The following is a 12,256-nucleotide window of genomic DNA, read 5'->3' on the forward strand; positions in this document are numbered from 1 at the left end:
GTTCGTACGGATCGGTTCGCGGTCGAACACTCGTCGAGCCGTCGGAGGGCACATGGGACACTTCAGCTGCGTCATCCAGGACGGGGGAGCCGCCCACGCCGCAACCGGCGAACTGGAGCGTCGCCTCGAGGAGCTCCACGGTTCGCACTATCCCGGCGAGTCGGTGTCCGTGTCGTGGCGAGCGGTTCCCGAGGGCTACATGTTCACGGAAGGACGACCGAGTACGTCGTCGATCGTGGCGTGCGTCGTCGGGCACCCGACCCAGCTCGCGGAGCGCGAGGCGTACATGCGCGGCGTCTGCGACATCTGGACCGACGTGACGGGCTGTACCGATCACGAGGTCGTCGTCGCCGTGACCGAGATCGACCCGATGTAGGCAGCCGGCGCCGACAACCGGCGAGGTGCCCTGGCGGGCGGCCACTGCGTGCGCGATGCTCGGCGCCGTGGGGAACTCGTCAGACGCGCACGCACCGTCATCCGGCCTCAGCCTCCGGATTCCGCAACCTGCCCGAGGACATCAACCCGCCGATCAGGTGCGGTACGTGTCGAAGGCGGGCGAGATGAAGAAGCCCGATCTCGACGAGAAGGTCGAACGGGTCGCGCTGATGCGCAAGCAGATGGTGCGGGTGCTCGACGACGACGGCCGAGCCGTCGGTGAGTGGGTACCCGACCTGTCGTTCGACGACAAGCTCACCGGGCTGCGCGACATGATGACCGTCCGGGCGTTCGACGCCCGCATGTTGCGAGCCCACCGCCAGGGCAAGATCTCGTTCTACATGCAGGCGCTCGGGGAAGAGGCGATCGCGTGTAGCCAGAAGCGAGCACTGCGTCCGGGCGACATGCACTTCCCGACCTACCGACAGCAGGGTCTGCTCATCGCCGGCGGCTACCCGATCGTGCAGATGATGAACCAGATCCTGTCGAACGAGCACGACCCGCTGAAGGGGCGTCAGCTGCCGGTGCTCTACTCCGCCAAGTCGCACGGCTTCTTCTCGATCTCGGGCAACCTCGCAACCCAGTTCCCGCAAGCCGTCGGGTGGGCGATGGCGTCGGCGATGCGTGGCGACACGGCGATCGCGTCGGCCTGGATCGGTGAGGGATCGTCGGCCGAGAACGACTTCCACGCGGCGCTCGTCATGGCGTCCACGTACCAGGCACCCGTGATCTTGAACATCGTCAACAACCACTGGGCGATCTCGACCCCCGAAGACTTCGCCCGCGGCGCGTCCGCCACCTTCGCCGACCGTGGATACGGCTTCAGCATCCCGGCCATTCGCGTCGACGGCAACGACTATCTCGCCGCCTACGCGGCCTCACAGTGGGCCGAGCAGCGGGCCCGGTCGAACCTCGGCCCGACCCTGCTCGAGTGGATCACACTCCGGCGCGGCGCCCACTCGACGTCCGACGACCCATCGGTGTACCGGCCGGACCACGAGTCCGAACAGTTCCCGCTCGGCGATCCGATCGACCGCCTCAAGCAGCACCTCGTCGTCGACGGTGACTGGGACGACGAGCGGCACGCCGCGCTCGAGCAGGAGATCGCCGCCGAGATCGACGCTGCGCTCGCCGAGGCCGACTCGCACGGGTCCGTGAAGAGCGGCGTCGTGCCGAGCGCGTCCACCATGTTCGACGACGTGTACGCCGAACTGCCCCGTCATCTCCGCGAGCAGCGCGACCAGGTTGGTGAATGACATGCCGACGATGACGATGGTCGAAGCGATCCGCGACGCCCATGCGGTCGCGATGGAGCGAGACGACCGGGTGGTCGTGTTCGGCGAGGACGTCGGTTTCTTCGGCGGCGTGTTCCGATGCACGCAGGGCTTGCAGGAACGCTTCGGCGACCACCGTTGCTTCGACGCACCGATCAACGAGTCGGCGATCGTCGGGGCCGCGATCGGCATGGCCGCCTACGGCCTCCGGCCGTGCGTCGAGATCCAGTTCGCCGACTACATGTATCCCGCCTACGACCAGATCGTGTCCGAGGCCGCCCGACTGCGTCACCGTTCGGCGGGCGACTTCTCGGCGCCGATCGTCGTTCGCATGCCGACCGGCGGCGGCATCTTCGGCGGACAGACACACTCCCAGAGTCCCGAGGCACTCTTCACCCACGTCGCCGGGCTCACGACGGTCGTCCCCTCGAACCCGTACGACGCGAAGGGCTTGCTGATCTCGGCGATCGAGGACGACGACCCGGTCGTGTTCCTCGAACCGAAGCGGGTCTACAACGGACCCTTCGACGGTCACCACGATCGGCCGATCGTCCCCTGGACGAACCACCCGCTCGGCGAGGTGCCGGACGGCCACTACACCGTGCCGCTCGGCAAGGCCCGCATCCACCGTGCGGGCGCCGACCTGACGGTGCTCACCTACGGCACCCTCGTCCACGTGGCGCAGGCCGCGGCCGAGGAGCAGGGCCTCGACGTCGAGATCATCGACCTGCGCACGCTCGTCCCGCTCGACGTCGACGCGATCGTCGAGTCGGTGAGCAAGACCGGTCGTTGCGTCGTCCTCCACGAGGCCACTCGCACCTCCGGCTTCGGCGCCGAACTGAGTGCGACGGTGCAGGAGCGCTGCTTCTTCCACCTCGAAGCACCCATCGTGCGGGTCTGTGGGTGGGACACGCCCTACCCGCATGCGCTCGAGTGGTCGTACTTCCCCGGCCCCGATCGGGTCGGACGCGCGATGCAGGAGGTGATGGAGGCGTGAGCTCGTTCACGATGAAGCTGCCCGACGTCGGCGAGGGCGTGGCCGAGGCCGAGTTGGTCGAATGGCTCGTCGCCGTCGGTGACGAGGTCACCCCCGACTCGCCCGTCGCCGAAGTCCTCACCGACAAAGCAACCGTCGAGATCTCGGCGCCGATGTCCGGCACGGTCGCCGCGCTCCACGGCGAGCCTGGTGAGATCCTCGCCGTCGGGTCCGACTTCCTCGAGATCGCCACCGACGGTGCGGTGCCGCCCGAAGAAGCCGCCGACGACGATCCTGCACCGGAGCCTGCCCCGGCCCCGACCCCTGCGCCGGAGCCGGCTGCACCGCCGCCCGCTCCGGCCCGTTCTGCCGAGGCCGGACGAAGGCCGACCGCGGCGCCGGCCGTCCGCGCCCGTGCGAAGGACCTGGGCGTCGACCTGGCCGACGTCGACGGGTCCGGTCCGGAGGGTCGCGTCGTCCACGCCGACCTCGACCGGATCGCCGGCCGCTCCGCCCGCGCGGCTCCGCGTCCGACTGCCGCCGCATCGGGTGCCGGTACGGCCCAGCCGGTCCGGGGCGTTCGGCGGCGGATCGCCGAACGACTCACGTCGGCGTGGACCGAGATCCCACACATCACCTACGTCGATGCCGTCGACGTGACCGAACTCGAACGGTTGCGCGGCGAGTTGAACGGCCGTGACGGAGCCACACGGCTGACGCTGCTGCCGTTCCTCGCCACCGCGATCGTCGTCGCCGTTCGTGACCAGCCGAACATCAACGCCCACTATGACCACGCCGCCGAGACACTGACGACGTTCGACGCCGTCCACGTCGGCGTCGCCACCCAGACCGACGACGGTCTCCGGGTCCCCGTCGTGCGCCACGCCGAGGCACTGGGCCTGGACGACCTGTCCGACGAGATCGGGCGTGTCACCGGTGCCGCCCGAGACGGCCGTGCTACCCGAGACGAGCTGACCGGTTCGACCATCACGATCACCTCCCTCGGAGCGCTCGGCGGTCTGGTGACGACGCCGATCCTCAACCCGCCCGAGGTCGCCATCATCGGGGTGAACAAGATCGAGGTCCGGCCCGTCTGGCAGGACGGCGCCTGGCTGCCGCGCTCGATGATGAACCTGTCGTCGAGCTTCGATCACCGGATGGTCGACGGATGGGACGCCGCCGTGTTCGTGCAACGCATCAAGACCCTCCTGGAGACACCGGCTCTGCTCTTCGTCGACGACCGCTGACTCGGCCAGACTCTCGGGCATGCAACGAGCGGTGCCCTTCCTCGTCGTCGGCGGGGCGCTCGCCGTAGCCCTCGGCCTGCTCACGTCGATCGGGTGGGTGCTGTCGTGGCTGCTCGGTCTCGGGCTGACGACGTTCGCCGTCTACGGCTGGGACAAGGCGCGTGCCAAGACCGGCGGATGGCGGGTGCCGGAGACGACGCTGCACGTCCTGGCGTTGGCGGGCGGTGTCGTCGGGGCCTGGGCCGGCCGTGCCGTGTTCCGTCACAAGACCCGTAAGCGCGAGTTCACCGTCGTGCTCACGATCGCAACGGTGGCCTGGGCGGCGGTGCTCGTCGTCACCACGGACTGACCGGTCGGCGGACGAGGCGTCAGAGCAGTCCGTTGTCGCGGGCTACCTGAACGGCGGCCTTGCGACCGTCGACGCCGAGTTTGCGATAGATCGATTTCGAGTGGGTCTTCACCGTGTTCAGCGACACGTACAACTCGGCCGCGATCTCGCGCTGCGACAGCGTCGACGGGAGGTAGCGCAGCACCGACAGCTCACGCTCGGTCAGTTCCTCGACCTGGCCGTCGACCGCCGGTCGTTCGGCTCGTCCGTGGCGCGCCTCGACGCGGCCGAGGTAGCGGCCGGCGATGCCGGGGTCGACGCAGCGATTGACGATCGAACGGGCCTCGGCGAGCCATTCCTCCGCCTCGGGTCGCTCGTGCGCGAAGCCGACGTCGGCGGCGCTCGCGAGGGCGTAGGTGAGCATCACGTTCTCCGGTGAGCGGCGTGCGAGCTGAACGCCCCGGGCCGCGGCGTCGACGGCGAGTTCTCCGTCGGACGTGCGGGCGACGATGCTGTGGGCCAGCGACACCTGTGCCAGCTCACTCAACCGGCGGTCGTCCGCGTAGGCCAGCGCCCCGTCGGCCAGTGTTCGTGCCGCGTCGCTCCGCCCGGTTTCGATCGCTGCGACCGCCTCGAACACCGGCGTGACCGCCGCGACGAAATGGTCGGGGCGTGTGGCCGCCATCTCGTTCGCCGTGCGGAGGTACGGCACGGCGTCGTCGAACAAGCCGGCCATCACTCGGATCCCCCCGAGCACCATCGGGTGCGTCGGGTCGGACATCGGGACGTCGTCCCGGATCGCAGCGAGCCCGCCCGCCACGTCGCCCTCCGCCAGGTGGATCATCCCGGTGAGCGACTGGATGAGCCCTGCCTCGACGCCGTCGGTGTCGAGTCGCTTCGCCGTCGCGAGGGACTGCTTGGCCTCGGCGAACCGCCCCATCACGAACGACAACCAGCCGTGGACGATCGCGAGGCCCTGGTGGCTGTCGAGCAGATCGCTGAGCTGCTCGATGTAGCGGCTCACCGTGTACGACCGACCGACGTTGAGCAGCATCGTCGCGTGATTGGCGACGAGATCGGCCGCCTCGACGCGAGCACCGGCGGCGAGCAGGTGCTCCACCGCTGCGGTGTAGTCGCCCTGCTCCTCGAAGGCGTGCCCGGCTGCGGCATGGAGTTCGGCTCGGCGCGTCGGGTCGCGGCGCTCGAGCTCGACGCGCAACACGTCGCGGAGGAGGTGATGGAAGCGGAACCACGTGCCGGTGCGGTCGAGCGCGATCACGAGCTGGTTGGTGCTCGCGAGCGCCTGCAGCCAGATCGCACCGTCGGAACTCCCGGTGACCGCGTCGAGCAGCGGTCCCGACATCCGGTCGAGCACCGATGCGTCGAGCAGCCGCTCGAGGTCGGCGTCGTCGAGCGAGTCGAGGAACTCCTCACCGAGATAGTCGGCGACGAGCTGGTCGTCACCGTGGAACGAGTCGACGAAGGCCTCGAGATCGACCCCGTCGCGCAGCGACAGGCTCGCGAGCACCAGACCGGCGGCCCAACCCTCGGTGCGTTGCCGGAGCCGAGCGACGGCATCGTGGTCGAGCCCGACGTTGTCGGCGTCGAGGAGCCAACCCGCTTCGGTGTCGTCGAAACGCAGATCGTCGGCGCGGACCTCGGTCAGCTCGTCCCGCACGCGGAGTCGCCCGAGCCGGATGGGTGGGTCGAAGCGGGTCACCAGGACCACCGTGAGGTTCGTCGGTCGGAGACCGATCAGCCGCTCGACGCTGGTGTGCACGTCGGGGTTCGTGACGAGGTGGTAGTCGTCGATCACCAACACGATCTCGTCGCCGGTTGCGGCGATCGTGTTCACCATGACGTCGACCACCTCGTCGAGCCCGGCCGCCAGTGCGTCCGCCACGGAAGCCGGCGACACCGGCGCCGTGTCGGCGAGGGCGGCCGACACGTACGTCCAGAAACGCGCCGGGTCGTCGTCGCCCTCGTCGACCTGCAACCACGCCGGCTGGCCAGGACGTCCGTCGAGCCACCCGTTCACCAACGTCGACTTTCCCGAACCGGCCGGGGCACTCACCAGCACGACGCCTCGCCCCGCCCGCACGGACTCCTCGAGACGGTCGACCAGTCGCGCGCGCCCGAGATAACGGCGCGGCGGCCGCGGCGGGGTGACCTTGGTGGCGGTGACGACCGCAGGGGGACCGGCCATGCGGTCAGCGTAGGCGCGACCGGAGAACGACCCGCGATGGCCAACGCGGCGGCCGGAGGGGAGGCAGGCATGAGTCGAGGGACGGCGGGGTACAGACGTCCCATGGCTCTCCTGGTCATCCTCTTGCTCGCCGCCCTCGTCTTCGGTGTCGGCGCCGTCATCGAAGGACTGCTCTGGCTGTTCCTGATCACCGCCGTCCTACTCGCCGCCGCAGTCTGGTTGGGCTGGCGGAAGCTCCGCAGCTTCTCGTCGTCGGCGCTCGGCAGCTGACGCGTTCGTCCGCCTCCGCAGCGCGAGGACGCCGCTCTGGAACACTGATGTCGTGGCGCGCCGTCTGGAGGAGATCTACGACGATCTGGCGCCTGCCGTCACCGGGTACTTCCGAGGGCGTGGCTCGTCGGATCCGGAGGCTGCGTGCGGTGACGTGTTCGTCAGCGTCGCCGGCGCGTTGCCGTCGTTTCGGGGCAACGATGCAGCGCTCCGCCGCTGGGTGTTCACGATCGCCCATCACCGCCTCGTCGATGAACTGAAGTCGGCCCGCCGGGAACGGGAGGTCGTCACCGACACGCTGCCCGAGACCGACGGGTCGACGGGCGGAGATCCGATCGATGGCGACCTGGTCGCCGCGCTCGGTTCGCTCACCGACGAACAGCGTGAGGTCGTCGTGCTTCGCTACGTCGCCGACCTCCCGATTCGCGACGTCGCCAGGATCGTCGGGAAGAAGACCGGCGCGGTGAAGATGCTGCAGGCGAGGGGCCTCGACGAGCTTCGCACGAGATTGGCCGAACCCGACGCGTGACCTTTTCGGCCGGTCGATCGTTGACCGGGACATGAGCCACGAATCCGACCACACGGAAGAGCGTCTCGCGGCGCTCGGCCGCCAGTCGATCGATCCGGAGGTGCGCGCTGCGCATCTCCGCCGGGCCGATGTGGCCGTGCCGGCGACGGCACCGCGCCGCTTCGGCCCGGCAGCGATCGCTGCCGCCGCGGTGCTCGGGTTCTTCGTCGGGTCCGCCGGCCTCGCGTCGGCGGGGGCGTTGCCCGACCCGGCCCAGAACGTCGCGCACGACGTGTTGGGCGTCGTCAAGGTCGAGGTGCCGGAGGGCGGCAACCGCGGCGCATGCGTGTCGCAGGCCGCCAAGATCGAGGACAAGGACGCCAAGCAGGCGGCGAAAGACGCGTGCCCGAAGGGCGACGACGACGATCCGGACACCGACGACGATCCGGAGACCGACGACGAACCCGGTGGCGACGACACCGACGACGCTCCGGGCAAGTCGGGTGACGCTCCGGGCAAGTCGGGTGAGGCGCCGGGCAAGTCGGGTGAGGCACCGGGTCGGTCGGGAGAAGCGCCGGGCCAGTCGGGGGAAGCCCCGGGCAAGTCCGGAGACGCTCCCGGTCAGACGAAGCATGCCGATGATCCGTGCAAGGGCAAGCCGCCGTGGGCCGGGAAGATGTCGAAGGACGAGCGCGACGCCCTGAAGGAGCAGTTCGACCGCAGCGCCTGCGCCGACGACGACGACACCGAACTCGACGACACCGAACTCGACGACACCGAACTCGACGACGACGACTGACGCTGCGACCGATCCCGGGGTGGCCCGCCCGATACGACGCGGGTCGGGGCGATCGGCGAAACTGAGGCCGTTCGCCGTCTTCCCGGAGGAAACCGATGCCCATCGCCCCCAGTCGCCTCGCCGAGTCGACGTTCTGGCACCAGCCCCTCGACGCCCGCATGGCCCAGTTCGCCGAACTGCGCGAGCAAGGGCCGGTGCTCCCGGTGCCCGTGCACAACATGCTCACCGACACCGAGGACACGGTGTACGCGCTCACGCGCTACGAGGACGTCGCCGCGGTGAGCAAGAACCCGAACGACTATTGCTCGGGCAAAGGGGCGACTGCGCTGTTCGACCTGCCGATGGAGATGCTCGAGTTCTTCGGCGGGTTCATCAACATGGACAACCCGAGGCACGCCCATCAGCGTCGCATCGTCGCCAAGACGTTCACGCCGACCGAGCTCGCCGGCGTCCTCGACATGGTGGAGACGATCTGCACCGAGGTCATCGACGACTTCTGCGAACGGGGCGAGGTCGACCTCGTCGAGGTGCTCTCGCAGCCGTTCCCGCTGCTCATCATCTGCGACATGATGGGCATCCCGCGCAGCGAGTTCAAGACGGTGCTCGACGCGACGAACGTCATCCTCGGCGGCGGCGACCCCGAGTTCATGGGCGAAGACGGCGGCATCGAGAAGCTGATCGAGGCCGGCATGTCGCTCGCCACCCTGATGGGTGAGCTGATCGAGGAGCGCCGGGCGAACCCGACCGACGACCTCACCTCGAAGCTCGTCCACAACGACCTGTCCGAAGACCTGCTCACGCCGGCCGAGATCACCTCGTTCTTCGTGCTCCTCGCCGTCGCCGGCAACGACACGACCCGGAACGCGATCACGTACGGCGTCGATCTGCTCTCACGCAATCCCGACCAGCGTGAGATCTGGCGGGCCGACGTCCCCGGCGTCACCCCGACCGCCGTCGAGGAGATCGTCCGAGTGGCGTCGCCCGTCACCTTCATGCGTCGCACCTCGACCCGAGACCAGATGCTGGGCGACCACGCCGTCAGCGAAGGCGACCGGATGGTGCTCTTCTACGGCGCCGCCAACCGAGACCCGCGCGTGTTCGAGAACCCGGAGTCGTTCGACGTGCTCCGTCAGCCGAACCAGCACGTCGGTTTCGGTGGGCCCGGCCCGCACTTCTGCCTCGGTGCCCACCTGGCCCGTCGCGAGGTCGCGGTCGTGTTCCGCGAGCTGTTCGCTCGCCTGCCCGACCTCGAGGTCGCCGGCGACCCGGTGCCGCTCGAGTCGCAGGGCATCCCGCTCGTGGCGGGCATCAAACGCCTGCCGGTGCGCTTCACACCGAGCGCACCGATCGGCACCAGCTGACCGAGCCCGATCGACCAGTTCGATGTCCGGAGCAGACGACCTCGACCTCGTCGGCGAGCTCGCCGTCAACGACCCGTACGCCGCCTTCGGTGCACTGCGCGACACCGAACCGGTCTGCTGGAACGAACGGCATCGCGCCTGGGTGCTGACCCGCCACGCCGACGTGTCGGCCGAACTGCGGGGTCCGAACCTCACGGCCGAACGGATCTCGCCGTTCGTGCGCTCGATCGAACAACAGGCGCCGTCCGAGGAGGTCGTCGAGACCTTTCGGATCCTCGAGAACTGGCTCGTGTTCCGCGACCCGCCCGAGCACACACGGCTCCGCCGACTCGTGGCGAGAGCGTTCACCCCGTCGGTGGTGAAGGCCAACGTCGACGGTGTCTCCGCCACGGTCGATCAGCTGGCCGCCGACCTCGCCGATCACGAGACGGTCGATCTCATCGACGCGTTCGCGGCGCCGCTCCCGGCGATCGTCATCGCACAGATGCTGGGCGTGCCGCCCGACGATCGCCGACTGTTCAAGGCGTGGTCCGATCAGATCACGGCGCTCGTGTTCGGCGCGTACGGCCGGGCCGACCGGTTCGCCACCGGCGCCCGCGGCATGATCGAGCTGCGCGACTACCTGGTCGGCCTCATCGAGTACTACGAGGCGCATCCGGCTGACAACCTGATGAGCGTCCTGCTCGAACACGAAGGGGACGATGCACTGAGCCGTGACGAACTCGTCGCCACCTGCACGCTCTTGCTGTTCGGCGGCCACGAGACGACGACCAACCTGATCGGCAACGGCACGTTGGCGCTGCTGACGAACCCCGATCAGCGAGCGCTGCTCACCAGCGAACCCGACCGCATCGGCCCGGCGATCGAGGAGATGCTGCGCTTCGACGGACCGGCACGCGCCACGATGCGCCTGGTCGCCGAACGCCACACCATCGACGAGGCCGTCCTCGAGCCGGGCGATCGTGTCTTCCTGATCAATGCCGCGGCCAACCGTGATCCCGACGTCTACGACGAGCCCGACCGGTTCGACATCGAACGCAACCCGGCGAGCCACCTCGGTTTTGGGGTCGGCATCCACTACTGCCTCGGCGCTCCGCTGGCGCGACTCGAAGGCCAGCTGGCGATCCGTGCGCTGATCGACCGATGCCCGGAGGCGGCCCTGGCCGTCGATCCGGCCGAACTCACGTGGCATCCGACGATGCTCTCGAGGGGGCTCACCGAACTCCCGGTCGCGCTGCGGCCGGGCTGACCGACTCTGCGACGACGACCAGCACGAACGAGGGGGATCAACGATGGACGTCACCGGACTCATGCGCCAGTCGGCGCAGTTCAACCAGCACCGCACTGCCGTGGTCCACGGCGAGCGGCGGCTCACGTTCGCGGAGGCGTGGGATCGCGGCGTGCGGATGGCCAACGGGCTGCTCGCGCTCGGCCTGCAACCCGGCGATCGCGTCGGCGTGCTGGAGGACAACTCGGTCGAGGCGCAGGACTTCTTCGCCGGCGCAGCGATCGCCGGTCTCGTCCGGGTGCCGCTCTACGCCCGCAACAGCATCGAGAGTCACGACCACATGCTGTCGCACACCGGATGTCGGGCGGTCGTGGTGAGTGCGAACCACGCCGTCGACCTCGACGGTGTCCGCGAGCGTGTGCCGTCGCTCGAACACGTGATGGTCCGAGGCGACGGCTACGAGTCATGGCTGGCCGAGCAGTCGGCGGTCGACCCCCACGTCGAGATCGACCCCGACGACTGGTACATCATCCGGCACACCGGTGGCACGACCGGGAAGTCGAAAGGCGTCGCCTACTCCCATCGGTCGTGGATCGCCGCCGGCCGTGACTGGTTCTACAACTTCCCGCCGATGCAGGTCGGCGACGCCTGCCTGCACGTCGGTCCGATCTCCCACGGCTCGGGCTACCTCTACACGCCGACGTGGCTGAGCGGCGGCTGCAATGTGTTGCTCGACCACTTCGACCCGGCCGACACGATCGAGGTGATGGAGCGCGAACGGATCGGCTACATGTTCGCCGTGCCGGCGATGCTCAACGCTCTCGCCCGTGAGCCGTCGGCGAGCGGTCGCGATTGGTCGAGCCTGCGCGTCATCCAGATCGGCGGGGCGCCGATCACCGACGAGACGGCGCTGCTCGGCCGCGAGGTGTTCGGCGACGTGCTGTATCAGGGGTACGGGCAGACCGAGGCGCTCCCGGTCTGCATGATGGGTCCCGAGGAATGGTTCTCAGAGGTCGACGGTTCGAACCCGCTGCGCTCCGCCGGCCGGGCACTGCCGTTCGCCTACCTACAGATCCGCGACCCGGAACATCCCGAGACCGTGTTGCCGCTCGGTGAGGAAGGCGAGATCGCCATCAAGTGCGACGGTAAGATGCTCGGCTTCTGGGGCGACGACGAGGCCACCGCCGCCCGGATGACGAGCGACGGGTTCGTGCTGACCGGCGACGTCGGGATGCTCGACGAGAACGCCTACCTCTACGTGCTCGACCGCAAGGACGACATGATCATCTCCGGCGGTTACAACATCTGGCCCGCCGAACTCGAGAACGTGATCCAGGATCATCCGGCCGTCGTCGAGGTCGCCGTCGTCTCCGCTCCCGACGACCGTTGGGGCGAGACGCCCATCGCACTGTGCGTCCTCGCCGACGGACACGAGGCCAGCGACGATCTCGCCGCCGAGGTCATCCGCCTGTGTACCGACCGACTCGGCAGCTACAAGAAGCCGTCACGGGTCGAGTTCCGTCACGACGACCTGCCGAAGAGCCCGGTCGGCAAGTTGCAGCGCAAGGTGCTCCGCGAGCCCTACTGGGCCGGCCACGACCGTCGCGTCGCGGGCAACTGACGC

At 69.0% G+C, this 12,256-nt stretch carries 12 protein-coding genes; 11 read left to right on the forward strand and 1 reads right to left on the reverse strand.

The annotated features are described in order from the left end of the window. Window positions 1-52 precede the first annotated feature (52 nt). The 5 genes from BDK89_RS02570 to BDK89_RS02590 are packed head-to-tail and all read left to right on the forward strand — an operon-like array spanning window position 53 to window position 4,281. The gene (locus BDK89_RS02570; protein WP_133867465.1) at window positions 53-376 is read left to right on the forward strand and encodes a hypothetical protein; all 324 of its coding nucleotides are present in this window, start codon (window positions 53-55) and stop codon (window positions 374-376) included. Between the two features lie 55 nt (window positions 377-431). Continuing rightward, window positions 432-1,691, forward strand: a complete 1,260-nt coding sequence (locus BDK89_RS02575; RefSeq protein WP_133870948.1) for a thiamine pyrophosphate-dependent dehydrogenase E1 component subunit alpha — start codon at window positions 432-434, stop codon at window positions 1,689-1,691. Between the two features lies 1 nt (window position 1,692). Continuing rightward, window positions 1,693-2,706, forward strand: a complete 1,014-nt coding sequence (locus BDK89_RS02580) for an alpha-ketoacid dehydrogenase subunit beta (protein ID WP_133867466.1) — start codon at window positions 1,693-1,695, stop codon at window positions 2,704-2,706. Beyond that, window positions 2,703-3,932 (forward strand): dihydrolipoamide acetyltransferase family protein, encoded by a 1,230-nt coding sequence (locus BDK89_RS02585; RefSeq protein WP_133867467.1) that lies wholly within the window; start codon window positions 2,703-2,705, stop codon window positions 3,930-3,932. The genes BDK89_RS02580 and BDK89_RS02585 overlap by 4 nt, the downstream gene beginning before the upstream one ends. 19 nt (window positions 3,933-3,951) lie before the next feature. Continuing rightward, window positions 3,952-4,281 carry a DUF1294 domain-containing protein gene (locus tag BDK89_RS02590; protein ID WP_133867468.1) on the forward strand — a complete coding sequence of 110 codons (330 nt, stop codon included), beginning with the start codon at window positions 3,952-3,954 and terminating at the stop codon, window positions 4,279-4,281. 19 nt (window positions 4,282-4,300) lie between these two features. On the opposite strand, the gene BDK89_RS22515 is transcribed toward BDK89_RS02590, so the two are convergent. After that, window positions 4,301-6,466: a winged helix-turn-helix domain-containing protein gene (locus BDK89_RS22515; protein WP_133867469.1), complete on the reverse strand. Its 2,166-nt coding sequence runs from the start codon at window positions 6,464-6,466 to the stop codon at window positions 4,301-4,303. Window positions 6,467-6,568: 102 nt separating this feature from the next. Here BDK89_RS22515 and BDK89_RS21560 point away from each other — a divergent pair, with 102 nt between their 5' ends. The 6 genes from BDK89_RS21560 (at window position 6,569) to BDK89_RS02620 (ending at window position 12,253) form a co-directional block, all read left to right on the forward strand. Further along, window positions 6,569-6,736 carry a hypothetical protein gene (locus BDK89_RS21560; RefSeq protein WP_166657332.1) on the forward strand — a complete coding sequence of 56 codons (168 nt, stop codon included), beginning with the start codon at window positions 6,569-6,571 and terminating at the stop codon, window positions 6,734-6,736. Window positions 6,737-6,788: 52 nt separating this feature from the next. Then, window positions 6,789-7,265 carry an RNA polymerase sigma factor gene (locus BDK89_RS02600; protein ID WP_208293939.1) on the forward strand — a complete coding sequence of 159 codons (477 nt, stop codon included), beginning with the start codon at window positions 6,789-6,791 and terminating at the stop codon, window positions 7,263-7,265. A 31-nt stretch (window positions 7,266-7,296) separates the two neighbouring features. Beyond that, window positions 7,297-8,043 (forward strand): hypothetical protein, encoded by a 747-nt coding sequence (locus BDK89_RS02605; protein ID WP_133867470.1) that lies wholly within the window; start codon window positions 7,297-7,299, stop codon window positions 8,041-8,043. Window positions 8,044-8,138: 95 nt separating this feature from the next. Then, entirely contained in the window at window positions 8,139-9,404 is a 1,266-nt protein-coding gene (locus BDK89_RS02610; protein ID WP_133867471.1) for a cytochrome P450, read from the forward strand. Window positions 9,405-9,426: 22 nt separating this feature from the next. After that, on the forward strand, window positions 9,427-10,653 hold the full coding sequence (locus tag BDK89_RS02615) for a cytochrome P450 (protein WP_133867472.1): 1,227 nt from the start codon (window positions 9,427-9,429) through the stop codon (window positions 10,651-10,653). 43 nt (window positions 10,654-10,696) lie between these two features. Then, the gene (locus BDK89_RS02620) at window positions 10,697-12,253 is read left to right on the forward strand and encodes a class I adenylate-forming enzyme family protein (protein WP_133867473.1); all 1,557 of its coding nucleotides are present in this window, start codon (window positions 10,697-10,699) and stop codon (window positions 12,251-12,253) included. Window positions 12,254-12,256 lie beyond the last annotated feature (3 nt).

This window comes from Ilumatobacter fluminis (genome assembly GCF_004364865.1).
Taxonomy (GTDB): Bacteria; Actinomycetota; Acidimicrobiia; order Acidimicrobiales; family Ilumatobacteraceae; genus Ilumatobacter; species Ilumatobacter fluminis.